Below are 23,449 nucleotides of genomic sequence, written 5' to 3' on the forward strand. Positions count from 1 at the left end.
ATATTCTCGATGGAATATAAAACACATGTCGTGCCAGCAAAAAAGAACATTGCACTGGTAGCTCACGATAAAAAGAAGGAAGAGCTGGTAGAATGGGCCCTGCGTCATCGTGATGAGCTGATCAATCATCAGTTATTTGCTACGGGCACAACCGGCAGTCTTCTGGAAAAGACGCTGTCTCTGCCCATCAGGAAGCTCATCAGTGGTCCGCTGGGAGGCGATCAGCAGATCGGTGCATTGATCTCCGAAAGTAAACTGGATCTGTTGGTGTTCTTCTGGGATCCTTTCGAGTCGCAACCCCATGATCCGGATGTGAAAGCGTTGCTGAGAATTGCAGCAGTCTGGAATATTCCAGTGGCCTGTAATCAGGGCTCTGCTGAGTTTATGTTTTCTTCAAAAATGATGAGTCAGAGTCACGAAAGAAAGATTCCCGATTATGAGCATTATCTGAAGTCCAGACCCTTTTGATGAATTTATGAAAATTTATCAGATTTAGAGTGATACTAAACAATAATTCGAAACAACAGCCAACAGAAAAATTGCCCGCAAAATATTACAGGCAATTTGATTGCAATGTAACTCCGGGTAGCTGGAAGTCTTTACTAAGCCAGCCGAATCCAAGCTTTAATTGCCAATAGCTGATTCATAGTGACGACGTTTTTTATAGGTCACTTTCGGAGAGCAAGCCGACTTCTGCTCTTCAACGAAACTTTGACATTCAACAGGTTTTTGAGGCGTGGTTGTGAGTGAATAGTTTTGATGTCGGTACGGTTGATTCAAAGGTTGTCTGCCTGACTCTTGCTGAAAATCAAGCTCATCATCGCGGATATGATTGCAGTCGCCGGACGTTGACTCCTGAATATTGTCTTCCGATTCCTGCATATTTAAGCGCATTCTGTACGGATGACCATAGCCCCTTCTTCTACGAGGTTTATGCGATTTTGGCTCGGGCGGTTTTAAGCCGGTAAATTGCTCATAAACAGTGGCGTAAATATATTTGCTCATTACTGTCTCCAGAGGAGATTCGTCCCGGAAAGATTAATTTGTCTATTTATAACTTGATGATATTAAAACTCCACAAACCCATGTATAGGTAACAATACCTAAATAAAAAAGTCATTACCTAGGAACCGGGAACGGAGAGTTGGGTCGTTTTGTTAACGATGCATTAGTAACTTATGGACATGCTCGTGGCCAATGTTGATATGGAATCATTACTATGGCGCGTCGATGTTAGGAGGGAAGAATAGCAGTCGGTGGTTTTTAAGGTTGTTTATTTAAATAATATTTTTGCATTTTGAAAAAATGTTAATAACTAATTAATTAAATGGGTTCAAATTAACGGCTATTTCCAAAAAATAACTGCTTTAAAGTTGATTTGATTATATGGTTCCAAAGCCTATATATGGATAAATTTTGAAAGAATCTTGTGTGGGTGATTTTGTTTTTCTTTGCATTCTGTTGTTATATTTTGGTCGATTTACTCTATGCAGGGTTGTGCTACCTTGTCAGTCATCAAGTTGTTTGCAGTCGTATAGTTGGTCGTGTAAGTCGTAAGTCGAGTAAATGGTTATCTTGGAGGTTAAAGTTCGATAGCTGTCCTGATAGGTATTGGACACGATAGTAGAAAGTAATTAGTTAATATATTTTGTAACTCAATGAGCGACAGTTTTATCGAACAGAAGGGCAGTCATACTGCACTGCTTTGTAAGATGGTTGTCATTATACCGAGAGATCGTGAGTGGCTTCTGGTATTGCTCGACACAGGTATGCATTTCCTTTCTGTTTGGCCAGACTGATATTTTTTCTGTGAAGATGCGCTCTGTAAGTGCGACAGGATGTTCTTCACGGATATTCAAACACGAGGAGCTGCTATCAATGAGCACTCAAGCCAAAGACCTACCAGCAGGATGGGCAGGGTTTGCCCGGGGTGAATGGACCGAAAACGTCAATGTCCGGGATTTCATCCAGAAGAACTATACCCCTTATGAAGGGGGTGATGATTTCCTCGCCGACGCCACTGAAGCTACCAGGCGTCTCTGGGGTGATGTCATGGAAGGGATCAAGGAAGAAAACCGTACACATGCCCCAATCGATTTCGATCATGATCTGCCTTCAACAATTACCTCGCACGAAGCCGGTTATATTCAGAAAGGTCTGGAGAAGATCGTTGGTCTGCAGACTGACAAGCCTCTGAAGAGGGGTATGATTGCCAATGGTGGTATCCGCATGGTGGAAACTTCCTGTGAAGTGTACGGGAAGGTTCTGGACCCCATGGTGAAAAAGATCTTCACTGAATACCGAAAAACCCACAATGCCGGTGTATTTGATGTGTACACGCCTTCTATTCGCAATTGTCGCAAGTCCGGTGTTATCACCGGTCTGCCAGATGCCTATGGTCGTGGACGAATTATAGGAGATTATCGTCGTATAGCTCTGTACGGTATTGATCGTCTGGTTGCAGACAAGAAAGTACAGCATGGAGAACTGGATTCCGTGCTGGAATCGGGAGAGAATCTTGAGCAAACCATTCAACTGCGTGAAGAAATTATGGAGCAGATCCGTGCCTTGATGCAGATAAAAGAGATGGCTGCCAGTTATGATTGCGATATCAGTCAACCAGCAGTAACGGCTCAGCAGGCAGTTCAGTGGACCTACTTCGGTTATCTTGCGGCGGTGAAATCCCAGAATGGTGCGGCCATGTCTCTGGGTCGCACAGCGACTTTCCTGGACGTTTATATCCAGCGTGACCTGGAGGCAGGCAGGATCAATGAAGTTGATGCCCAGGAATTGATCGACCACTTTGTAATGAAGCTTCGTATGGTTCGTTTCCTGCGTACGCCAGAGTACGATGAGCTTTTCTCCGGCGATCCAATCTGGGCGACAGAGTCTATTGGTGGTATGGGCCTTGATGGTCGCACACTGGTTACCAAAAACAGCTTCCGTTTCTTGCATACTCTTTACACCATGGGCCCATCACCCGAGCCTAACATCACGGTGCTCTGGTCCGAGGGCTTGCCTCAGGGCTTCAAGGAATTCTGTGCCAGGGTGTCCATTGATACCAGCTCCATTCAGTACGAGAATGATGACCTGATGCGTCCGGATATGGACAGTGATGATTACGCCATTGCCTGCTGTGTATCGCCAATGGTTGTAGGCAAGCAGATGCAGTTTTTTGGTGCTCGTGCCAACCTGGCCAAAACATTGCTGTACGCCATCAATGGTGGTGTGGATGAAAAACTGAAGGTTCAGATTGGTCCCAAGGTAGCTCCAATTACCGACGACGTTCTGGATTATGACGCTGTTTACGCCAGCATGGATCATCTGATGGATTGGCTGGCAACCCAGTACGTGACGGCTCTGAATGCCATACACTATATGCATGACAAGTATTCCTATGAAGCCTCTCAAATGGCTCTTCATGACCGTGATGTTGTGCGTACGATGGCCACAGGTATTGCCGGTTTGTCTGTTGCTGCCGACTCTCTGTCTGCGATCAAGTATGCCAGGGTCAGGCCTGTTCGTGATGAAGACGGTCTGGCGGTAGACTTCGAGATCGAAGGCGATTATCCCAAGTTTGGTAACAACGAAGAGCATGTTGATACGATTGCCTGTGAGTTGGTAGAAACCTTCATGAAGAAGGTGGCTGCACACAAAACTTATCGTAATGCCATTCCAACCCAGTCAATCCTGACCATTACTTCCAATGTTGTGTATGGCAAGAAGACCGGTAATACACCAGACGGTCGTCGTGCAGGCCAGCCCTTTGGCCCAGGTGCCAACCCAATGCATGGCCGTGACACAACTGGTGCGATAGCGTCTCTGAGTTCCGTCGCTAAACTGCCATTCTCTTATGCTAAAGACGGTATTTCTTACACCTTTTCAATAGTGCCAAAAGCACTGGGTAAAGATGAAGACGGTCGTCGTCGTAACCTGGTCGGTCTGATGGACGGTTATTTCCATCATGAAGTTGATCGGGAGGGAGGTCAGCACCTGAATGTGAACGTTCTGAATCGTGAAATGTTGGAGGATGCTGTGGTCAATCCAGACAAGTACCCTTCGCTAACGATTCGCGTGTCTGGCTATGCTGTTCGTTTCAACTCTCTGACTCCTGAGCAACAGAGAGATATTATTGCCAGGACCTTTACATCAACCCTGTAAACTTTTTGGGTGCTGAGTGAAAGAGGTCGGCTCTGTGTCGGCCTTCTTTTTACGGCTTTTTATTCTTAAAATCCGTTATCCGGGATGACTTGCTGCAGGTCTGCATTTTCGCTATTTGTCATCTTTGAGATGAGGTCAGTTATGGCAATTGGGCGTGTTCACTCTATGGATTCATTTGGAACCGTAGATGGCCCGGGTATTCGTTATGTGGTCTTTATGCAGGGTTGTCTGATGCGATGCCGCTATTGCCACAACCGGGACACCTGGGATCTTCGTGAAGGCGGGGAGCTGAAAAGCCACCAAGAGGTATTTCGGGAAATCAAAAAAGTTAAAAGCTTTCTTTCAGGGGGCCTGACCGTCACCGGCGGTGAGCCTGTTTTACAGGCTGAATTTGTTGCTGACCTGTTTGAAGCCTGCCGTCAGGAAGGGATTCATACCTGTCTGGATACCAATGGCTTTGCCAAGCACATTAACGATGATGTTACTCGTCTGTTAAATAATACCGACCTGGTGTTGTTGGATATTAAGCACATGGATGAAGAGATGCATCATAAGCTGACCTATGTCACCGGCAGTCATACCCGGCACTTTGCTGAATATCTGGCAGAGATTAAAAAGCCTGTCTGGATTCGTTATGTCGTAGTCGATGGTTACACAGTCGACCCTCAGTACGCTGCTATGCTGGCTGAGTTTATCGAGCCCATGAAAAACATTGAGAAGGTTGAAATACTGCCTTATCACAGTCTTGGGGTCCATAAATGGAATTTGTTGAACGACACTTATGAATTGGAAAAGGTGACTCCACCTACTAAAGAGCAGCTTGATCTGATCCGGGATGAGTTTACTTCGAGGGGGATCGTGGCGGCCTACTAAACCTTTCCCGGCAAGCAATTGGATCGGGGTTGTAGAAGGAGCATAAGGTGGGGGTGGCCTTGCCCGAAAGGGGGAAGGCCATAGAAGTCTAGCAGCCTGTCGGACTTAAGCGTCCGTAGCGAGGATTGCAAGAAATTGAGGATAAAAATCTCTGTTTCTGAGGAGAATAGCGAGCTATTTGACGAAGAAACAGAGATTTTTAGACCAATTTATTGCAACCGCAGTAGGACAGTCTTAAGTCCGACAGGCTGCTAGTTAAAGACTCTGTTTTCCTGTTCCTGAACGCGAATAAAGGTGGTTCGCTTGGTCAGTTCTTTCAGGGTGGCTGCGCCTACGTAAGTACATGTTGAGCGAACGCCACCCAGGATGTCCTGGACAGTATTTTCAACGGGGCCACGGTAAGGCACCTTAACGGTTTTACCTTCAGAGGCGCGATAGTTGGCAACGCCGCCAGAGTGCTTGTCCATGGCAGTCTCGGAACTCATTCCGTAGAACAGTTTGAATTTCTCGCCATCTACTTCCACCTCTTCACCAGCGGACTCGTCGTGACCAGCAAACATGCCGCCAATCATGACAAAGTCAGCGCCACCGCCGAAGGCTTTGGAAACGTCGCCTGCACAGGCACAACCACCGTCGGAGATAATCTGACCACCAACACCGTGAGCTGCATCAGCGCATTCTATCGTTGCAGACAGTTGTGGGTAGCCCACGCCAGTTTTGACACGGGTAGTGCATACAGAGCCTGGTCCGATGCCTACCTTGACAATGTCTGCACCCTTGAGAATCAGCTCTTCGACCATTTCACCGGTGACTACGTTACCGGCAATGATGACCTTATCAGGGTGCTGGTTACGAACCTTGGAAACATATTGAACAAAGTGTTCGGAGTAGCCATTGGCAACATCAATACAGATAAAACGAAGATTGTCGTTCAGCGCCAGGATATCGTTGAGTTTGGTGAAGTCGGCATCGGATGTGCCACTGCTTACCATGATATGGTTTTCAATACCTGCGGGTGCATTGTCCAGAAATGCACCCCATTCTTCAATGGTGTAATGCTTGTGCACTGCAGTCAGCATCTTGTGTTCGGCCAGAGCGAGGGCAATGGAGAAAGTGCCCACTGTGTCCATATTGGCAGCAATGACAGGGACACCAGTCCATTCCCGGGTGGTGTGAACAAATTTGAAGGTGCGTTCCAGGCTTACCTGGGAGCGGCTCTTCAGGGTTGAACGCTTGGGTCTGAACAGAACATCTTTAAAACCCAGCTTGATATCAGCTTCAACACGCATAACTTTCCCGTTAGACCTTTTTACAGGTTAAAGACTAATTTACGGTTAAGGATTTAGTCTTCGACAGATTGATGACAAGGGAGAGTGTACAAGCGGCAGGATTTTGGAGGCTACCTATGAGGAGATACCGGTGACCCGGAAAGCGCGCGCACTTTCTACGCCTATACCGGTCGATTATACAAAAACAGGTACTCAGGTCAAAGGTTGAATTTGCGAAACGTTTTTTTTCGCTCATGGCTGGTTTACCGCCTGGACGGTCTCGCCCACGAGTGTCGGCAGAAGGGCTATGCCCTGCCTGAAATCAGGATCTGACTTATAAAATAGCAGACCTGAAAACAGAGTGTAGACAGGCATGAATTAATCAATCAGATCCTGAATCTTGGTTTTGATAAGGTCAATGGCAATTCTGTTCTTGCCACCGTGGGGAATGATCAGGTCAGCATGCTGGCGGGCAGGCTCAATGAATTGCAGGAACATCGGGCGAACCGTTTCCAGATATTGTCTGATGACCGAATCAACATCACGGCCCCGTTCGAGAATATCTCGCTTCAGTCGTCTTATCAGACAGATGTCCAGTGGCGTGTCCATGTAGAAACGAAGATCAAAGGTTTCACGGATATCCGGACGGGTAAACAACAGAATGCCTTCAATCAGAACCACCCGGGCAGGAGGGACTGTGCGGGTTTCCTTTTTACGGTTGTGCTCTGTGTAATCGTATAGCGGCACATCCACTGTCTGACCTTCTATTAGTAGCTTCATATGCTCCAGCATCAAGTCATGGTCCATGGACTCGGGATGGTCATAGTTAGTCTGAACCCTCTGCTTCATGGCCATGTGCGTCTGATCCTTGTAGTAAGAATCTTCGGAGATGACACAAACGTGCTGAGACTGTAGTTCTTCGACCAGAGTGCTGGCCAGCAGACTTTTACCGGAAGCAGAGGCACCGGCAACGCCGACCAGAATGGTTTTTTGTTTTAGCATTTATATTCCGTTATTTTTCTCTATCCACAGGTTGAGGGCGACCCTGTTCATCAATGGCTACAAAAGTAAAGACGCCTTCCGTCACCTTGATGCGTTGCTGATGAAAAGGCATATTCGTGATCCAGACCTCCAGCTTGATCCGCATAGAAGTGGTGCCAACGTGAATGACCTCAGCATAACAACAGACTACATCACCGACATTGACCGGATGGTGAAATGACATAGATTCAACGGCTACAGTAGAAATTCGGCTGTGACTTCTCTGATTGGCAGCGATACCACCGGCAATATCCATTTGTGACATTAGCCAGCCACCGAAAATGTCGCCGTTGGGGTTGGTGTCTGCAGGCATGGCGAGGGTTCTGAGCATAAGCTCTCCCTGTGGCTCGGGCATTAGGGGTCTCCAGTGAGCACAAAAAAATCTGGCTCAAATGCTAAAAGCCACAGAAGATCATGTAAATCGGTAGTTTCAGAAAATGTACTTGCACAAGTCAATCAAGTCTGGAAAGCCAGCCTCTTGGCCAGTTGATGGCCCATCAATAAGTCATAGTTTTTATGACGTTTTCTCATTAATAGAATATTATTCTGTGCTGTGATTTTATTTGCTTGATTGAAGGATGCTATGAACGCTCGAGTTCTCTCTAACCCAAGCCAGTTGGTGGTTCGTAACAGTGAATGGCTGAGCTGCGATAAGATGCTCGTGCTGGGTATGCCTGCTGATGGTCTGGGAAGAGAAATTCTTCAGGAAGGCATTGCAGAAGAAGTTTACGGGCTGGCTCGAGACTTTTCAGTCTACAGGGCCGTTAAAGAGGACTGGTCTGCAAGCAGTCAGATGACTCTTCACTATGGCTCTGTGGTCGAATCGACAGCAGGCCACTTTGATGGCGTGCTGATTTTTCTGCAGAAAAGCAAACCTCTGATGGATTTCTGGCTGGCGATGATTGCACCTTTGTTAAAAGAAGACGCTGTCGTCTGGCTGACGGGCGAAAACAGTGAAGGCATAAAATCCTGGCGCAAGCGACTCAGGCAGAACTTTTCTGAAGTCAAAAACATGGATAATGCCCGTCATTGCAGTTTAATTGAAGCTTCAGGCTATCTGCACAATGGCGTTGAATTCTCCAGGCCGGATTATTACAGTGCCTATGAACTTAAAGTTCGTGATACATTTATGCCGTTATTCTCTCTACCTGGTGTATTCAGTCATGGACGTGTTGATGTGGGTACTGCAGCACTTCTGGATACCTTTGATCACTGCGCGGCCGAACGTGTTCTCGATTTTGGCTGTGGTGCCGGAGTGGTAGCCGGCTTTCTGGGGCAATTGAACCCCGACGGACATTATACTCTGGTAGACTCCGATGCTCTGGCTCTGGAAAGTTCAACCCGTACCCTGCAGGAAAATAACGTAAGGCACTTTAACGTGATCGCCAGCGACGGTTTATCTGAAATCACTGGTGAGTTTGACCTGATCGTTTCCAATCCTCCATTTCATCAGGGTGTCAAGACTCATTATGCAGTAACGGAACAGTTTCTTGCCCGGTCTGTTGACCTGCTAAAGAAAGGAGGGGAGCTGAGAATTGTGGCGAACAGCTTCCTCCGCTATGAGCCGATCATCAAACAGGCTTTCGGAGATTGTAAAACACTTGTCGTAAAAAAGGGTTTCTCAATCTATCAGGCTTTCAAGCGCTGATCGCAAAAATATTTATATAACATTTTCACATAAAAACTGATGAAAATGTTATTTCAGTTATAATTGGTGACGCTGATAATCTGCGCTCCTGATTATGGGCAAGCAGCCTTCAGGACCACATTTCATTAGATTAAATGAGTGGTTGAGCACATTGCCCACAGCTGTTCTTAGGGAGACACTCATGTTCGGTCTTACATTTAAAAAAGCTATAACCACCGTCACTCTGGCTATGTCTGTGGTGCTGGCTGGCTGCTCTGATGATCAGTCTGCACAGACACAGGCAGGCAATGATGAAGTTAAGTCTTCTGTCGTTAAAGTCGGTATGTCTGGCACCTATTACCCGTTCACTTTTATGGAGCAGGGTGAACTGAAAGGCTTTGAAGTTGATCTCTGGAAGGAGATCGCTAGTCGCCTGAATAAAGATGTTGAGTTTGTTACGGCACCATTCTCTGGTCTGTTTGGCATGCTGGAAGCAGGTCAGCTGGACACTATTTCCAACCAGATTACGCTGACTGAAGCCCGCGCCGAACGTTATGCTTTCTCCGAGCCTTATGTTTACGACGGTGCCCAGATAGTAGTCCACGAAGACAACAATGATATTAAGTCAGTTGATGATCTGGCAGGCAAGAGAGTTGCTGTGAATCTGGGCTCTAACTTTGAAGCGATCCTGCGTCAGAATGATCCAGAGAACAAAATCAATGTGGTAACCTACGATACCGGCATTGAGCAAGATGTTGTGCTTAAACGTTCTGATGCTTTTGTTATGGATCGTGTCAGCGTAATGGCCCTGATTGATAAGTCTGATTTGCCTCTGAAGTTAGCCGGTGAGCCGATTGAGATCCTGAAAAATGCTATGCCCTTCGTCAATGATCAAGAGGGTCTGGCTCTGAGGGATCAAGTGAACTCTGCTCTGGCTGTCATGGCTGAAGACGGAACTCTGGCTTCTATTTCCGGTAAATGGTTCGGTGGAGACATTACTGTTAAACCTGCAGGGTAAACCTTTCATCCATTACTGTTCTCTGGAATACTGGCCCGTTTGTTCCGAAGTCAGCTACAGGCATTTGAATGATGGATTTTGAATACACTGTCGGAATGCTTCCGACAGTTGCCGTGAATCTGGATACGACGTTTTTTATGACACTGGGTGGTCTGGTGTTATCTCTGTCTCTGGGTCTTGTTCTGGCTCTGGTAAAAATTGCCCGGCCCTTTTATCTTCACCATCTGGCTGACCTGTATATCTCTTTTTTCAGGGGATCGCCGCTGCTGGTTCAGCTCTTCCTGTTCTACTATGGCCTGCCACAGTTGGTACCTGCTCTTGCAGGTATGCCTGCCATAGTGGCTGTGATCATCGGTCTGGGTCTGCATTTTGCTGCCTATATGTCAGAAAGCATGAGGGCAGCGATTATTAGTGTCCATGCGGGGCAGATGGAAGCTGCTTTGAGTGTCGGTATGACCCGGGCCGAGGGCATGAGAAGAATTGTTATTCCTCAGGCGGCAAGGGTGGCTTTTCCCGGATTGATGAACAATGGGATTGATCTGCTCAAGAGCACATCACTTGCCTTTACTCTGGGGGTTGTTGAGATCATGGCCCGTGCCCAGATGGAGGCCGCCAGTAGCTTCCGCTTTTTCGAAAGTTACCTCAGTGTTGCGCTGATTTACTGGGGAGTGGTGTTAGTATGCACCTGGCTCCAGAAGTGGGCTGAAGCAAGACTCAATCGAGCATACATTTAGTTGTTCTGTTTTGCGGATGCCGAATCTACGGCACCCGCCTCTCTTCTGCGGTGATTCTGAATTTATAATGTTGTTATTCTGACTTCTACTAATATCGGCGTTATTCATTCTAATTTTTTCCTATACTAACGAAAAGTTATGACCGCGTTTGACCATGGAGAGGTCAGGATGAGTTTAAGAACACGTATAGAGTCCTTGGTACCCCGGCTTGCACATTTCAAGAGTGAAGTGTCACAGCAAGTCAAGGCATTGCACCCTAAAAAAGTGCTGGTTAAAAACTGGGGCCGTTTCGTTCAGGGAATGAAAATAGCGGCCTTCCATGCCAAACGTCTTGCCCACGGTATCTCAGATCGTATCCCCAGAGTTCGTATTACTGCCAGAAGGGTTGTCCAGATCAGGGCTGAGGAAGCCTTGATGGGGAACCGTATCAAGGCAAAGAGTCAAGAAGGTATTCCTCTAAGCCCTGATCAGTCAGAATTTCTCAAGAAGCAAGCTGGCTTTGAGGTGAAGTCTCGAGAGGTTGGCTCTGAAGGTAGCAAAACGACTGTTGATTTCCTGGTTAAGGTTGAATCAAACGCACTAAAAGAAGCTGATAAACAGTTTGAAATCGATCTTGAAGCCTTTGCCAAGGCAAGAGTTGCGCTTAATGACAAAATGCTGAGACGCCCTACCGAGGTGACTGAGGAAGAGAGTACTGAAGTCAAACAACTGAAGGAAAATCTGGATAAATCGCAATCCCGTCTGGCTTACCTCAGGCATATGGCTACAGAGCTCAAGTATAAGGAGCTGGGTGGCCAGTTTGATACTGAGGCTGCCCTTCGCGATGCCATCAGGGTTCACGTGAAAACTCAGGGCTTACAGAAAAGTAATGCCTTCAATCTTGTTCAGGGTGTCACCAATAATATCGCCAGTGTGACTCAGGATCGTCTGGATATTGATTCCCGGATCAGAGAGATCAGTGATAAGTACAGAAACAGAGTTTACAAAGACATTATTGCCTTTGTTGATAATCCTGATGAGCATTCAGAACACAATACCCTGGTCAGAGCCCAGCGTAACAGACAGATGATCTGGGGTACTGACAAGCTTCAATTTGCCACAGCAGAAGCGGGTTACTCCAAGCGTTTACCAGGGTTGGATTATTATATGTGTGCAGCCAAAGAAAACTGGCCACAGGGTGAGCCCGTCTATAAAGACCGCCTGGTACTGGAAGCTGTTCGACTCATGCACAATGACTGGTCTCTGTTTGCCGGTGACGTTCAGTCTGAGATTGATAAAATCAGGGTTGATATCGATAAAGAAAATGGCGTTGGCAGTTTTGATTCAGAAAAAATGTGGGAATATCACCACCTGAGAAGTTTCCAGGAAACACTGTCAAAACTGAGAAGGTTTGCAACCAAGGATGCTGACAGCACAAGCCGGGTGGTCGATTTCCTCTCCAGTTATGGTGAAGAGTTGGGACTGGGTGAACACCCGGGCTACAACCTGGATGTGTTGACGAAAGAGGCCCAGGCCAGATACGGTGTCAATAGCTTTAAGCAACTGGAAGAATCAGTGACCAGAACAGAAAAAGGTACGGCTGAGCACCCGGAGTATATGCCCATTCCTCCTTTTGGTCAGACTCCTCCCCTTATACAACCGGCAGTGAATAACCGTTTTACGGGAGTCGCTTCAATACCATCTACTGACCCATTTCTTTCGGATTTACAAGAACAACAGGCTCCTTCAGCGGTGTTTAAATTGGCTCCGTGGCCGACTGATACGGGATCACCTGTATCCAGTCCAGTGCCACCGCCACCAGGCTTTGGTAATAAATGGGAAGCCTTTGGAGAGCCAGATACGAGTGAATCAGAGGATCCATCCCAGAGCTCTGAAAAAGATTCCCAAAACAATAGAAATACTTTCTAGCCCTGTTCAAAGAACAAACAAAAAAAACGGCACCTGACCTATAGGTGTCGTTTTTTTCAGGATTGCTTATCCATTTTCTGATAAGCGACAATGTCGTCTACATCGATATTTAAAGCCTCTGATAGCTTCCTTATAGTTTTTATAGACCCGGTTTTTTGTCCACTCTCGATCTGACTGATCATGGAAGCCGATACGCCTGACTTTTCATGTAGCCCTTTCTGGCTAAGCTCTCTGTACTCCCTCCAGACGGTAACGGGGTTGTCACCGTTCATGAGCCTGTTTGTGACCTGATCAGGCAAAATCTCATCCTCTCCGTTGAGGAGATCTGCTTTCGCCTCTCTGAAGGCTTCAGAGTCTTCGATGTCTTTCATCCCTTCTAACATCGCCAGATATTCATTGTAAGGCATAACAACGAAAGCTGGTTTTCCTTCGTGATTCAATATTTCAGCCATTTCAAAACTCCGGAGGGACGAAGCCCTTCTCTCTAGGAGCCTGACAGAGAATAGCGCCCGTAGCGAGGACGGCAGAAAATTGAGGATGGAAATTCGGTTTTGTGAGGATTGCGCCTTGCAAGCGCGTAAAATCTTGTGACCTGAAATGGTCATCGCGGTAAAGCTGTGGTCGGCAGCCGTGTACCGAGTCTTGCGTGGTAGAAGGTAACGACTACTGCGAAGCGTAGACAGGGTGATAACAGGCCGTAACGTCTGCTAAGGGATAATTAGCCCCGAAATTGAACGTGGTTGAAGTAGCTGACCTTCTTTCTCAATGGGGAAAGCGGAAGTCGGGAGCTCCGCTAATGACAAGGCATCCCGACTGCTTCCGGGGTTCGTACCCACGGCATGTTATCGAATGATTTTACGTGAACAAGGGAGATCCTGAACGTTCAGGCGGAGCCTGTAGGGTCCGACGAGCCTGTAAAGCAAGAACGACTTGATGACGTTCAGGAAGTCAGACCAGCTGATAGTACTCCGAGGCGGGGAGAGCCCGTCACATGGGGAAGCGGCTGGCGGTATTTGAGCCTTTCCAGGGAAACATGGGCTCCACATCTGAGGGAGTTACGGTCTTTTACGCAGTGAGAAGGTAAACCAGCCATGGCAACGGGACTGGAGAGGGTAGCAGCGAAAGCCCGGAGTTATCCGAAACTTCGCTTTACAAGTCTGGCACATCATATTACCCCGGCGAGCCTGTGTATGAATCTGAACAAGATTCCACACAACACATCGCCCGGAGTCGATGGGCTGACTGTCGAAGAGACAAAGAAAGACTTTAAGCGGTGGTTGGAACAGACACTGACGTCTATCCATCGGCAAGGCTACAAGGCACCGCCGGTCAAAAGGGCATGGATACCCAAGCCGGGAAAAAAGGAAAAGCGCCCTCTGGGTGTTCCCTGCATCAATGACCGGGCTTTGCAGCGAAGTGTTGCTGATGTGCTGAATGCTATTTATGAGCAGGACTTTTTGCCCTGTTCCATGGGTGGCAGGCCACGACTGGGAGCGCACCATGCCCTGTCCACTTTTAACGAGGTGGTTTCAGGCCGAAAGGTCAGCTGGGTGCTGGAAGCGGACTTGAAGAACTTCTTTGGGAGTCTTGACCATGGATGGCTGCTTCGTTTTGTGGAACACCGGGTCGGTGATCCCAGAATCCTGAACCTTATACGGCGCTGGTTGAAAGCCGGGGTGATGGAGGCCGGGGAGTTGCAAGAGTGTGAAGAAGGTACGCCTCAGGGTGGGCCGATCAGCGTAGTTCTGAGCAACCTGTACCTGCATTATGTACTTGACCTCTGGTTCGAGTGCATGGTCAAGCCTCGGCTAAAAGGCGAGGCATGGCTGATCAGGTACATTGATGACTTTGTGGTGTGTTTTCAGTATCGCAGTGATGCGGAGCGGTTCATGAATGTGCTGCCACAGCGACTGGAGAAGTTTGCGTTGAAACTGGAGCGGGATAAAACCCGGTTAGTCAGGTTCGGACGTTTTGCCAGTCGTGGGGGAAGACGACCGGAAACGGTTTACTTCCTTGGCTTTACGCACTACTGCACAAGGAATCTGAAAGGAAACTTCATGGTGGGAAGGAGAACGGAAAAATCCCGCCTAAGACGCAGCATAGCCAAACTGAAGGAACTGCTGAGACGAATACGCCATGAACCGCTGCACGAACAAGTGACAGCGATCAATCGACGGTTGAGAGGGCATTATGCGTATTACGGTCTGGGAGGAAACTTCCGAAGTATGGAGAAGCTTTACCGGTTTGTTGACCGCTACTGGTACAAGATGCTGTGTAGCCGATGCCGGAAAGGCAAGATTCCATGGGAAAAGTACCATAACCTCAAGCAGCTTCTGCCGCTACAGAAACCGAGGATAATGCTGCCTTTTATGGCAATGAAATCCATGGCTGTGCTGTGAGTCAAATATCGAAGAGCCCGGTGCGGGAAATCCGCACGCCGGGATCTGAGGGGGTTGGAGCTACAATTGGTAGCTCCTTCTACCCGGTGAATAGCGAGCTATTTGACGAACAAAAGCGGATTTTCAGACCAATTTGCTGCCGCCGCAGTAGGGCAGTCTATTCTCTGTCAGGCTCCTAGTGTTTGTATATTGTTGCAGACGCGACAGGAAGTAAGCAGTTAAAGCTTTAAATAATAGGGCCTGAGAAGATCTATAGTCTCAGTTGTGTACGCTGGGTGCTCGCTGTATATCGTCATCTGCTCAAGCTTATGTCTTGATCCGGAATGCCCCAGAACCAGCAGGTGACGATGATTTTTATGGGTGTCAGAAGAGCGAATAGCCAGGGTTCGCTCCAGCTTCAAGTTTGTGGCTTGGTGGAGCGCTTCCAAAAACACTGGGCTGGATTCAACCGGCAACAGAATCCAGGCTTTGCCATCCTCAGACATCAGTCTGTCAATATTTTCAGCCAGTTCCAGAAAACTCAAACTGTCTGTGTGACGTGCCAGTGATCGCCTGTTGCAGGGGGCTTTAAAGGCATTCTCAAAAAAGGGAGGGTTGCTGAGTATACAGTCATAGCGTTTTTCAGGCATAAACGATTGAATGGCGCAATGATGTAACTTCAGACGACTCTTCCATGGGCTGGCTGAGAAATTTTCCCGGGACTGAATAGCCGCCTGATCGTCCAGTTCAACCGCATCAATGCAGGCTGTGGATCTTTGGGCTGCCATTAAGCTGAGCAGGCCGGTTCCGGCACCAATATCAAGAATGGATTGACTGTTTTCCACCTCTGCTCTGGCGCCAAGAATGCAGGCGTCGGTGGTAATCTTCATGGCAGTCTGGCCCTGTTCTACCCTGAATTGTTTGAATTGAAAATAACTGTTTCTGGCCATCAATGGTTGCTCGCTACAGGAGCTTCTGAAGGCTTTTCAGACGCTGGTTTTCTTTGTTGAAATACAACGGCTGAAACAATCATCAGCAGCCCCACATAGGTGGAAATATGAATGCTCTCATCCAGAACATTGGCGATGAATATCAGTGAAAGGAAAGGGCTGAGATAGCTGATGTTGCTGATGACTGAGGTGTTTTTTGCCAGCTTGAGGGCTTTGAGCCAGAAAATATAGGCAAATCCCATCTCGACCAGTCCTATATACAAAGCCCCGCTGAGACCTTCCACAGGAATAGGCCAGACACTGGACTGCCAGAAAACAGCCACCGTGATCCAGGGTAATCCGAACAGAAAGCACAACAGCAGGCCAACCTGTGAGTCACCCTTATTTCTGGCGTTTAAAATCCAGTACAAGGCCCAGATCAGGGTGCTGGAAAGCATCAGAATAACGCCCTGTGGGCTACCAAAGTTGAGATTTTCCAGCTCACCCCGGGTACTGATAATTAATACGCCAAGATAGGCTAAGAGACAACAGATGCCATCCTTGAAACTCAGCTTGTTACCCAGCAGCGGCACAGCCAGCAATGTGAGCGCCAGAGGCCAGCTGTAATTCAGTGCCTGAGCCTGCTGGGCGGGCAACAGGTCATAGCCGCCAAACAGGACGATGTGGTAGAGGAAAGGGTTAAGAAAACCTAGCAGGATGTAAAGTCCAAAGTGCTCTCTGCCCTGTTGGATCAGTTGGGGCCACTTGCCCTGGGCAATGACAAAACCACCCAGAAGCAGGGTCGAAGTTAACACCGACCAGAATACCATTTGCCATGGATCAAGATGGTCGAGAGTGAGCTTGAAGGCGGTAGCAACGGTGGACCACATCAGGGCAGTGGCCAGAGCATAAAGGCAGGCTTTTATTTGTGAAGACATAGGGTGTCAAGTCGCTTTAGTGGATGCTGGCTCAGGCGGCTGAAACGCGTCTTATATCACGGCAATCTGCTTTACGCCATGAAGATTTAACAGCGTCAGCTCACGCCGTTCATCTTAAGGAAGTTTTCCAGAACCGCTTCCTGCATCCTCAGGTAGTGAAAGGCAGTTGTCGTGTCGGCCTCGGGGTTTGCCAGTAGAGTTTCCATGGCACTGTTGATGCGCTGACGGGAGTCATTGATGAGATGCGTGTCATTTTCCGAGAAGACTTTACTCGGTAGTGAGGTACCAATGGCATATTGATAGCACTGGCGTGTGAAGCTATTCATTGTTTCCTTGAACCGATCCAGAACTTCTTTGCTTGCAAATCCCGGAGTATTCAGAAGAGCCTGATCGATTTGTCTGACATCCTCCGTTTCACAATGAACGACATGCATTGTAAAGGCTGTTTCATCAAGCTCAGGCTTTTTCATAAAGTCTGAGTCTATTCGTGCTCCCCTGCTGTTTCTCAATACCAGTGTCGGCAGAGGATAGGTGGGGATATTGAACACCTGCTCCGGTGTATCCAGCTCATGGTTGGCTCTTACATCGGCTAATTGCTGCTCAAATACCCAATGATGTAACCGGGCTTTTTCAAGTGGCGTCACAGAATGGTTTTGAAGTTTTCCGGAAGGTTGAACCTGATATTGGGTCGCACTTTGCAAAACAGGATGTTGCTCAGCTGCAGATGTCAACATAGGGTTTGGTTGTCGGTCGGGTAAATCCCCGACACCGTGTTGGGCATAAAGTCTCATGACTTCTGCCTGCATCTGATCATGGTTGAATTTCGTTGCTGTTTTTTCGGGTTCGGGAGCAACACCCTCAATTTTATCGATGAAAATCTCCAGTTCCGCTTTCAGTCTCTCGGTCAATGCTTCCATGCTACTGAGTTCCAGACTTTCAACCAGCCCCTGATGGCGGTGCCCTAGTCGGTCCTGCCAACCCATCAGTTTTCCCTGAAACTGTTTGAGGTCGTGCAGGTTCAGGACCGAGTCCGGATCTACGTTTCGCCGCAGACAGTGAGCTCTGAAGCCATCCTGGCCTGGTAAGAATCGCTTAGCCAGTTGCTGCCTTTTTTCCAGTGTCTTGAGCTGAGCAGCCTGTCCCAGATCTGAAAGCACAAACATGTATTCGGTCACCGCCAGTTTGATAAGATGAGGCAGTGAGTCTGCTTTTTCCATGACGCTTATGACAGTGTCGCAGAAGAATTTTATGTCTTGATAATCTGGAGTGGCGCCATTACCTGTTAGAAAATCTGTGAGCTTGGCTGCCTGATGATCAAAGTCGCGAATTGAGACATCCATCCCGGTTTCTCTTCTAATGGTTTGCAGACCCTTACGCAACCTTCGGATTTGCAACCTTTTGGCTTGCTTGAAAGATATGTTTGAGTCTTCTGGCACTGCGTTATTGCCCGGCATAAGGGCTGTCAGGATTCTTCTGGCTCGTGACGAAGGTTCAGGAAAAGTTTGGTTTTCTTTCGGTGTTTCAACGTATGGAAAGCGGGGAGGGAGTTCAACACCGGAGACCATGTGGGCAGACAGTGACTGATCGGAAAGCTTTTTGGCCAGAAGGTAGCCTTTACTGATAACAGGGCGTTGCCGGTAATCAGAGCCACTGGTTTTTTTTCCGGTCATTTTACGAACAGGATGTTTGACTACTTCGGTCTTTTTTCCCCGGAAACGGGAAACCACATTATCCTTGACGGTTCGGGCAAATCCGGTCAATCCATTATAAACGCTGCTTAAAATGTGCATTCTGCCTTCCCTGGCAATTCCAATCTTTCAGCTACCCGATATTAAAGGCCTGAGCCCGGCGTTTGGCGATTTTCTCAGTATATGTATCGACACTTGAGCTACCGGTATAACCCAAAGCTTTCAGTTTCTTGTCCAGGCCGGTTTTGTCGAATTGGAAGAGTAGAAGGTTGATTTTTTCGTGCATCTCTGGAAAACGATACTGCCTCGTTTTCCAGAGTATTTCGCGTTGTCAAACCTGCGGCAGGTACTTATTTGCCTGGTAGAGGGGATCGGAGGTGTAGCCATTACAGGCCAGAGGTTCCTGATTGCTGTTTGATTGGAGGGAGATAAGGTATTCCGGATAACGGATGTCGTCTATTTCGCCACCAGGGTGGGTAGCGTCCTCAAATAACCGTTTGTTGTCGAGTCCTGGATTATACATGATCGTCTTCCTTTACGATGCTGTTTTTTAAGACTTTAAAACGGGAAAGATTTAAAGCGGTAAATTGTTTAATCAGTTGTCGATGAACGCAGTATTTTTATTTTCTCCGATCTGAAAGTATTCCTGTTAAGCCTTAAAGCTATTGAGATTTGCAGCCCTGAAACATTCTGTCTGTGTTCTTCAGCTGTAAAGACTAAGGTATCGGATTTCTTTTCGACTGTCACTCTTTTGACGTGTGGTATTTTTTTGACGGCATCATCTGGATGCAGGCTCTCGCGGTTAACGCTGACAAATTCAGTTGAAAATGGGGATGCTCTGGAATGAGCGGGGCAAATTACTTATGCGGGTGATGCTATCCCACAGTCGATAGTGAGTGATCTTTACTGCCGAAATGGGCTTTCTGTTATATCATTATCCGTTCTCTAATTTTGAAAATCATTATGCCAGTGACTCAGCCCAAACCCCTGGACCGTAAGTTTTCCGTTGCCCCCATGATGGCATTAACGGACAGACATTGCCGTTACTTTCACCGTTTGCTGTCGGAGCACTCTCTGCTTTATACCGAAATGGTGACCACCGGGGCTCTGGTATTTGGCGATAAAGACCGTTTTCTCAGGCACAATCCTGAAGAGTATCCACTGGCCCTTCAGGTGGGTGGTCATGACCCTCAACATCTTGCCCGGTCAGCCCAGTACGCAGAACAGTCCGGATACCAGGAGATCAACCTGAACGTGGGTTGTCCCAGTGACAGGGTTCAGAATGGTCGCATTGGTGCCTGCCTCATGGCAGAACCCGAGACAGTTGCGGAAGGGGTCAAAGCCATGAAACAGGCGGTGGATATTCCGGTAACAGTGAAGCACAGGGTTGGCATAAACGGTCGTGATTCTTACGAGGAGCTGGTGGATTTTGTCGGAAAAGTGGCTGAAGCCGGTTGCGAAACATTTATTGTGCACGCGCGTATCGCAATTCTTGAGGGTCTGTCTCCCAAGGAAAATCGTGATATTCCTCCTCTAAAGCCTGAGTTGGTTTATCAGCTGAAAAAAGATTTCCCGCAACTGGAAATTACCATCAATGGCGGCATAGGAACCTTTGCCGAGATTGAACAGCATATGGAGCATGTGGATGGTGTTATGTTGGGCAGGGAGGCTTATCATAATCCCTATCTGATGGCTGAAGTCGATAATCGTCTATATGGTACCGGCAAACCGGTGATCGAGCGTCATCAGGTTGTTGAGAGAATGCTGCCTTACATTGAATCCGAGCTGGCAAAGGGCGCATTCCTGAGTCACATAACCCGTCATATGCTGGGTCTTTACCAGGGGCAGCCTGGAGCTCGTAAGTTCCGTCGTTATATCAGCGAAAATGCTCATAAAAATGGCGCGGGGCCAGAGGTGCTGCTTGAAGCAGTCAAGCAGGTTGAAAGTCTGAGGGAAAGAGCACAGGATGCGGCCTGAGATAGTAAAAAAGTCCCAGTGGTAAGCGACGTTGAGCTGAAACCTTCTCTTTGGAATTGATCTTCAGCTCCTGTTTTTGTCTTCCTGTTCATCTTCATCATCTTGATTTTTGTTTTTATCTCGATGTTTATTTTCGTCTTGATTTTTGTCTTCATCAGGGCCATTGGTTTGAATCTGCTCAAGCTGCTTCACCAGTCCACTGAAGGTTTCCCGGTTTTCTTCGCTCAGACTCATTAATACCTTATGGGCGTCCAGAACTTTCCTGGCCTGACTGGACTGCTCCAGATTTCCATCGCAGGCAATGTCATGCATGTTCAGATTCAGGTTCAGTTTTTCATAGCCTTCCAGCTCCCTGACTATCACAAACACTCTGTCAAACCCCATACTCAGGAGAATTCGGGTGATGTCATCTTTAGTAGAAATAATAACTGGCACCAGCCCCAGATTTTTTTTGGTTTGAATCGACAATTTGGCCAGGAGGCCCAGAGAGGTGCTGTCGATGGTGTCAGTGTCGGTCAGGTCAATAATGACAGAGGTGAAATCAGGCTTGCTAAGCATCTTTTCAAGAGAAGCACAGAGGGTTAGCCGTACTTCTCCCACCAGTTTCAGAATATAAGTGCCATCGCTTTTTGCGAACAGTATCTTTCCAGTAGTCATTCAGTCTCGAGCCAGGATCAGCAGGGCAACGTCATCTGGAATGGCTTTCATGGTTTCTAGCCCCAGCTTTTCTGTCAGCGCCGATACGGTGACGGCTCCCTCTTTAATAACAGACAACAAGTAGTCTTCCTTCTCCTGAAGTGTCTGCTGTGGCAGTACCTCCAGAATACCGTCGGACAGGATAGTCAAGGTAAATTGCTCGGGCAAGTCAATGGTGACATCTTCAAAAGTAGCGTCTTCAAATAGCCCTACGGGCAACCCCCGGCCTTCAATACAGCGGGTCTCTTCCGGCGTGGAAAGAATGGGCAGAGGGTAGTGACCGCCAAAGGCATAAGTCAGCTTTTTATCACGGGTGTCGACAACACCGCCAAAGACCGCAACATGTTTACCCAGGCCGGTTTCGAGAAGGCTACGGTTGAGGAAGTTGAGCACATGGGAAGGTTTGACCCTGACCCGTCCACCATGAGACTGATATTCCTTGAGCAGGTTCATGGACATGTGTTTCAGTAATACCGTGATAAAGGCCGAAGAAGCACCATGGCCGGAGACATCAGCCAGGTAGAAGGCAAAACTGTGCTCGTTCAGGACGAAGTAGTCAACAAAGTCGCCACTGAGGTAGAGAGACGGGATGATCCGGTGGTCGACCTTGAAATTTTCAAAAATCAGGGGTTCCTGAGGCAGCATCTTCATCTGAACCTGGCGACCGGCCTTCTGGTCCTCCTGCAGCAGGTGCAGGTTGTTTTCCAGTGAGTGAATGGCCTCTTCAAGGCTTTCACGGTAGCGGCGGTTTTCAAGTATCAGCTGAGCATTTTCAAGAGCACGGTTAATGGCGTACTCAAGAACTTCCAGATCGACGATAGGCTTGATGATGTAATCACTGGCACCCAGGCGTAATGCCTGAACGACATCGGTCATGACACCGGCACCGGAAACCACAATAAAGGGTGTATCCGGAGACATCTCCCGGACGTTTCGAAGCACTGCCAGTCCATCCATCTTCGGCATCCGAAGGTCACAGAGAATCAGATCCGGGGAGGTCTCTTTGAATACAGCCAGCCCCTGCTCACCATTTTCTGCCTGAAGAATATTGAATCCGCTGTCTTCGAGATAGGCTACGATGCTTTCTCTGACAATTGTGTCATCATCAATGACCAGGATGGTCCTGCTGGTCATATTTATAATCCTGCCTGCTGGAGAGATCTGTCCAAACCTTTGTCAGGAAAATCTACGTCAAGGAAAACAGAGTGCATCTGACCTTAAACCATTATTGATTTGTCTGTGATGAAACATACTCTCAACCCGGCCTTGCTGCAAGCTGAGGGAAGGTAAAGCAAGGAAATCTATCCGGAGCTGAGGTTCCGTTTTTTCTGGTCTGATCGTCGGATTATATCGAGGCAGAATTGGCCAATTATGCCTCGAATCAGTGGGTTAGGAGCCTGATTCAAGGCATTTGAAGAGGTACTACCTGTCAGAAGTCGTCTTCTGGCAGCTGACCTGTAATCAGGTATTCACGGCGTTGCAGATAGGCATCCCGAACAAAGGTATAGCTATCACCCACAATCAAATCTTCAGCGCTGAGCAGGGAGGAACGGGTGCTGACAATGTCCACTCCTCTTACAACCCATTGATTCCGTTCTGGCTCAAATTGTCCCTGAAGGTTCAACATGGAGTCTGGCAATAAGCCGATACCGGATCTGAGTGTTCTGGGCCCGAGAAACGGCAGTACAATATAAGGGCCCGACGGACTGCCCCAGTGAGCAAGCGTCAGGCCAAAGTCTTCATATTGCTGTTCAATCCCCAGTGGGGTGGCGACATCAACCAGTCCCAGCATACCTATCGTAGAGTTAATGCCGAAGCGACCAACTGAAGCCAATGCCTCACCGCCTTTAAACTGTAACAAAGCATTGGCAGCATTACGGATCTCGCCGAGGTTTGAGAAGAAGTTAGTGACCAGCTGCTGAATAGGTTTGGGAGTCACTGCATCATACCCTCTGGCCACTGGCCTCAGGGTATAGTCGTCCAGCGTATGATTGAATGAAAAGATTGCACGATTCGCTCGCTCCCAAGGGTCGTCGTAGGAGACAACAGCAGCACCGGCAGTCGAGATATACCCTGCCAGTAGCAGAGTGGGTATTAATTTAACCATATTTTTTAGAGTATTTTTCAGGTTTGCAGCCAGTGCGCGTCTCACGTTCCTGTCCTCGCTTTCCTTGTTGTTAGAAACTAGCCCAAATCATTGTGTGTAGAGTTAT

At 47.9% G+C, this 23,449-nt stretch carries 21 protein-coding genes; 9 read left to right on the plus strand and 12 right to left on the minus strand.

What is annotated here, in order from left to right; genetic code table 11:
* Window positions 1-9: 9 nt before the first annotated feature.
* The gene (locus ACOJUN_RS16785) at window positions 10-468 is read left to right on the plus strand and encodes a methylglyoxal synthase (RefSeq protein WP_422133066.1); all 459 of its coding nucleotides are present in this window, start codon (window positions 10-12) and stop codon (window positions 466-468) included.
* Between the two features lie 156 nt (window positions 469-624).
* Here the strand turns inward: ACOJUN_RS16785 and ACOJUN_RS16790 are convergent, their stop codons facing one another.
* Window positions 625-1,005 (minus strand): hypothetical protein, encoded by a 381-nt coding sequence (locus ACOJUN_RS16790; RefSeq protein ID WP_422133067.1) that lies wholly within the window; start codon window positions 1,003-1,005, stop codon window positions 625-627.
* Between the two features lie 873 nt (window positions 1,006-1,878).
* On the opposite strand from ACOJUN_RS16790, the gene pflB reads away from it, so the two are divergent.
* Both pflB and pflA read left to right on the plus strand, forming a co-directional pair.
* Window positions 1,879-4,161 carry a formate C-acetyltransferase gene (gene pflB, locus ACOJUN_RS16795; RefSeq protein ID WP_422133068.1) on the plus strand — a complete coding sequence of 761 codons (2,283 nt, stop codon included), beginning with the start codon at window positions 1,879-1,881 and terminating at the stop codon, window positions 4,159-4,161.
* Window positions 4,162-4,302: 141 nt separating this feature from the next.
* Window positions 4,303-5,034: a pyruvate formate-lyase-activating protein gene (gene pflA / locus ACOJUN_RS16800; RefSeq protein ID WP_422133069.1), complete on the plus strand. Its 732-nt coding sequence runs from the start codon at window positions 4,303-4,305 to the stop codon at window positions 5,032-5,034.
* Between the two features lie 251 nt (window positions 5,035-5,285).
* Here the strand turns inward: pflA and ACOJUN_RS16805 are convergent, their stop codons facing one another.
* The 3 genes from ACOJUN_RS16805 to yciA all read right to left on the minus strand — a co-directional run bounded on the left by ACOJUN_RS16805 (window position 5,286) and on the right by yciA (window position 7,698).
* A complete protein-coding gene (locus ACOJUN_RS16805) occupies window positions 5,286-6,323 on the minus strand; it encodes a GMP reductase (protein ID WP_422133070.1) in 1,038 nt (345 codons plus the stop codon).
* A gap of 357 nt (window positions 6,324-6,680) precedes the next feature.
* The gene (udk, locus tag ACOJUN_RS16810) at window positions 6,681-7,304 is read right to left on the minus strand and encodes a uridine kinase (protein ID WP_422133071.1); all 624 of its coding nucleotides are present in this window, start codon (window positions 7,302-7,304) and stop codon (window positions 6,681-6,683) included.
* A gap of 10 nt (window positions 7,305-7,314) precedes the next feature.
* The gene (gene yciA / locus ACOJUN_RS16815) at window positions 7,315-7,698 is read right to left on the minus strand and encodes an acyl-CoA thioester hydrolase YciA (protein ID WP_422133072.1); all 384 of its coding nucleotides are present in this window, start codon (window positions 7,696-7,698) and stop codon (window positions 7,315-7,317) included.
* A gap of 228 nt (window positions 7,699-7,926) precedes the next feature.
* On the opposite strand from yciA, the gene ACOJUN_RS16820 reads away from it, so the two are divergent.
* The 4 genes from ACOJUN_RS16820 (at window position 7,927) to ACOJUN_RS16835 (ending at window position 12,630) form a co-directional block, all read left to right on the plus strand.
* On the plus strand, window positions 7,927-8,991 hold the full coding sequence (locus tag ACOJUN_RS16820; RefSeq protein ID WP_422133073.1) for a methyltransferase: 1,065 nt from the start codon (window positions 7,927-7,929) through the stop codon (window positions 8,989-8,991).
* 181 nt (window positions 8,992-9,172) lie between these two features.
* Window positions 9,173-9,988, plus strand: coding sequence for an amino acid ABC transporter substrate-binding protein (locus ACOJUN_RS16825; RefSeq protein WP_422133074.1), 816 nt, complete (start codon window positions 9,173-9,175; stop codon window positions 9,986-9,988).
* Between the two features lie 68 nt (window positions 9,989-10,056).
* On the plus strand, window positions 10,057-10,722 hold the full coding sequence (locus ACOJUN_RS16830) for an amino acid ABC transporter permease (protein WP_422133075.1): 666 nt from the start codon (window positions 10,057-10,059) through the stop codon (window positions 10,720-10,722).
* A gap of 168 nt (window positions 10,723-10,890) precedes the next feature.
* Window positions 10,891-12,630, plus strand: coding sequence for a hypothetical protein (locus ACOJUN_RS16835; RefSeq protein ID WP_422133076.1), 1,740 nt, complete (start codon window positions 10,891-10,893; stop codon window positions 12,628-12,630).
* 56 nt (window positions 12,631-12,686) lie between these two features.
* On the opposite strand, the gene ACOJUN_RS16840 is transcribed toward ACOJUN_RS16835, so the two are convergent.
* A complete protein-coding gene (locus ACOJUN_RS16840) occupies window positions 12,687-13,082 on the minus strand; it encodes a helix-turn-helix domain-containing protein (protein ID WP_422133077.1) in 396 nt (131 codons plus the stop codon).
* 639 nt (window positions 13,083-13,721) lie between these two features.
* Between ACOJUN_RS16840 and ltrA the strand changes: the two genes are divergently transcribed.
* Window positions 13,722-15,029, plus strand: coding sequence for a group II intron reverse transcriptase/maturase (ltrA, locus tag ACOJUN_RS16845; RefSeq protein WP_422132384.1), 1,308 nt, complete (start codon window positions 13,722-13,724; stop codon window positions 15,027-15,029).
* 218 nt (window positions 15,030-15,247) lie between these two features.
* Here the strand turns inward: ltrA and ACOJUN_RS16850 are convergent, their stop codons facing one another.
* From ACOJUN_RS16850 to ACOJUN_RS16865, 4 genes are all read right to left on the minus strand, one after another.
* Window positions 15,248-15,958: a tRNA1(Val) (adenine(37)-N6)-methyltransferase gene (locus ACOJUN_RS16850; protein ID WP_422133078.1), complete on the minus strand. Its 711-nt coding sequence runs from the start codon at window positions 15,956-15,958 to the stop codon at window positions 15,248-15,250.
* The gene (locus ACOJUN_RS16855) at window positions 15,958-16,875 is read right to left on the minus strand and encodes a DMT family transporter (RefSeq protein ID WP_422133079.1); all 918 of its coding nucleotides are present in this window, start codon (window positions 16,873-16,875) and stop codon (window positions 15,958-15,960) included. Before ACOJUN_RS16855 ends, ACOJUN_RS16850 begins: the two co-directional genes overlap by 1 nt.
* A 95-nt stretch (window positions 16,876-16,970) precedes the next feature.
* Window positions 16,971-18,665, minus strand: a complete 1,695-nt coding sequence (locus ACOJUN_RS16860) for a hypothetical protein (RefSeq protein ID WP_422133080.1) — start codon at window positions 18,663-18,665, stop codon at window positions 16,971-16,973.
* A 229-nt stretch (window positions 18,666-18,894) separates the two neighbouring features.
* Window positions 18,895-19,086 (minus strand): hypothetical protein, encoded by a 192-nt coding sequence (locus ACOJUN_RS16865; RefSeq protein WP_422133081.1) that lies wholly within the window; start codon window positions 19,084-19,086, stop codon window positions 18,895-18,897.
* A gap of 440 nt (window positions 19,087-19,526) precedes the next feature.
* Here ACOJUN_RS16865 and dusA point away from each other — a divergent pair, with 440 nt between their 5' ends.
* Complete coding sequence (dusA, locus tag ACOJUN_RS16870) at window positions 19,527-20,540, plus strand: tRNA dihydrouridine(20/20a) synthase DusA (RefSeq protein ID WP_422133082.1); 1,014 nt, start codon at window positions 19,527-19,529, stop codon at window positions 20,538-20,540.
* Between the two features lie 63 nt (window positions 20,541-20,603).
* Here dusA and ACOJUN_RS16875 read toward each other — a convergent pair whose 3' ends face one another.
* From ACOJUN_RS16875 to ACOJUN_RS16885, 3 genes are all read right to left on the minus strand, one after another.
* The gene (locus tag ACOJUN_RS16875) at window positions 20,604-21,197 is read right to left on the minus strand and encodes an STAS domain-containing protein (protein WP_422133083.1); all 594 of its coding nucleotides are present in this window, start codon (window positions 21,195-21,197) and stop codon (window positions 20,604-20,606) included.
* Window positions 21,198-22,370: a response regulator gene (locus ACOJUN_RS16880; RefSeq protein WP_422133084.1), complete on the minus strand. Its 1,173-nt coding sequence runs from the start codon at window positions 22,368-22,370 to the stop codon at window positions 21,198-21,200.
* Between the two features lie 295 nt (window positions 22,371-22,665).
* Window positions 22,666-23,388 (minus strand): MlaA family lipoprotein, encoded by a 723-nt coding sequence (locus ACOJUN_RS16885; RefSeq protein WP_422133085.1) that lies wholly within the window; start codon window positions 23,386-23,388, stop codon window positions 22,666-22,668.
* Window positions 23,389-23,449: the final 61 nt, after the last annotated feature.

It is taken from the genome of Endozoicomonas sp. ALD040, assembly GCF_049275945.1.
Taxonomy (GTDB): domain Bacteria; phylum Pseudomonadota; class Gammaproteobacteria; order Pseudomonadales; family Endozoicomonadaceae; genus Endozoicomonas_A.

Bases quoted from the DNA above. Each gene is read 5' to 3' on its own strand.
- ACOJUN_RS16785 (WP_422133066.1), top strand. From the start codon at position 10: ATGGAATATAAAACACATGTCGTGCCAGCAAAAAAGAACATTGCACTG.
- ACOJUN_RS16790 (WP_422133067.1), bottom strand. From the start codon at position 1,005: ATGAGCAAATATATTTACGCCACTGTTTATGAGCAATTTACCGGCTTA.
- pflB (WP_422133068.1), top strand. From the start codon at position 1,879: ATGAGCACTCAAGCCAAAGACCTACCAGCAGGATGGGCAGGGTTTGCC.
- pflA (WP_422133069.1), top strand. From the start codon at position 4,303: ATGGCAATTGGGCGTGTTCACTCTATGGATTCATTTGGAACCGTAGAT.
- ACOJUN_RS16805 (WP_422133070.1), bottom strand. From the start codon at position 6,323: ATGCGTGTTGAAGCTGATATCAAGCTGGGTTTTAAAGATGTTCTGTTC.
- udk (WP_422133071.1), bottom strand. From the start codon at position 7,304: ATGCTAAAACAAAAAACCATTCTGGTCGGCGTTGCCGGTGCCTCTGCT.
- yciA (WP_422133072.1), bottom strand. From the start codon at position 7,698: ATGCCCGAGCCACAGGGAGAGCTTATGCTCAGAACCCTCGCCATGCCT.
- ACOJUN_RS16820 (WP_422133073.1), top strand. From the start codon at position 7,927: ATGAACGCTCGAGTTCTCTCTAACCCAAGCCAGTTGGTGGTTCGTAAC.
- ACOJUN_RS16825 (WP_422133074.1), top strand. From the start codon at position 9,173: ATGTTCGGTCTTACATTTAAAAAAGCTATAACCACCGTCACTCTGGCT.
- ACOJUN_RS16830 (WP_422133075.1), top strand. From the start codon at position 10,057: ATGATGGATTTTGAATACACTGTCGGAATGCTTCCGACAGTTGCCGTG.
- ACOJUN_RS16835 (WP_422133076.1), top strand. From the start codon at position 10,891: ATGAGTTTAAGAACACGTATAGAGTCCTTGGTACCCCGGCTTGCACAT.
- ACOJUN_RS16840 (WP_422133077.1), bottom strand. From the start codon at position 13,082: ATGGCTGAAATATTGAATCACGAAGGAAAACCAGCTTTCGTTGTTATG.
- ltrA (WP_422132384.1), top strand. From the start codon at position 13,722: ATGGCAACGGGACTGGAGAGGGTAGCAGCGAAAGCCCGGAGTTATCCG.
- ACOJUN_RS16850 (WP_422133078.1), bottom strand. From the start codon at position 15,958: ATGGCCAGAAACAGTTATTTTCAATTCAAACAATTCAGGGTAGAACAG.
- ACOJUN_RS16855 (WP_422133079.1), bottom strand. From the start codon at position 16,875: ATGTCTTCACAAATAAAAGCCTGCCTTTATGCTCTGGCCACTGCCCTG.
- ACOJUN_RS16860 (WP_422133080.1), bottom strand. From the start codon at position 18,665: ATGCACATTTTAAGCAGCGTTTATAATGGATTGACCGGATTTGCCCGA.
- ACOJUN_RS16865 (WP_422133081.1), bottom strand. From the start codon at position 19,086: ATGTATAATCCAGGACTCGACAACAAACGGTTATTTGAGGACGCTACC.
- dusA (WP_422133082.1), top strand. From the start codon at position 19,527: ATGCCAGTGACTCAGCCCAAACCCCTGGACCGTAAGTTTTCCGTTGCC.
- ACOJUN_RS16875 (WP_422133083.1), bottom strand. From the start codon at position 21,197: ATGACTACTGGAAAGATACTGTTCGCAAAAAGCGATGGCACTTATATT.
- ACOJUN_RS16880 (WP_422133084.1), bottom strand. From the start codon at position 22,370: ATGACCAGCAGGACCATCCTGGTCATTGATGATGACACAATTGTCAGA.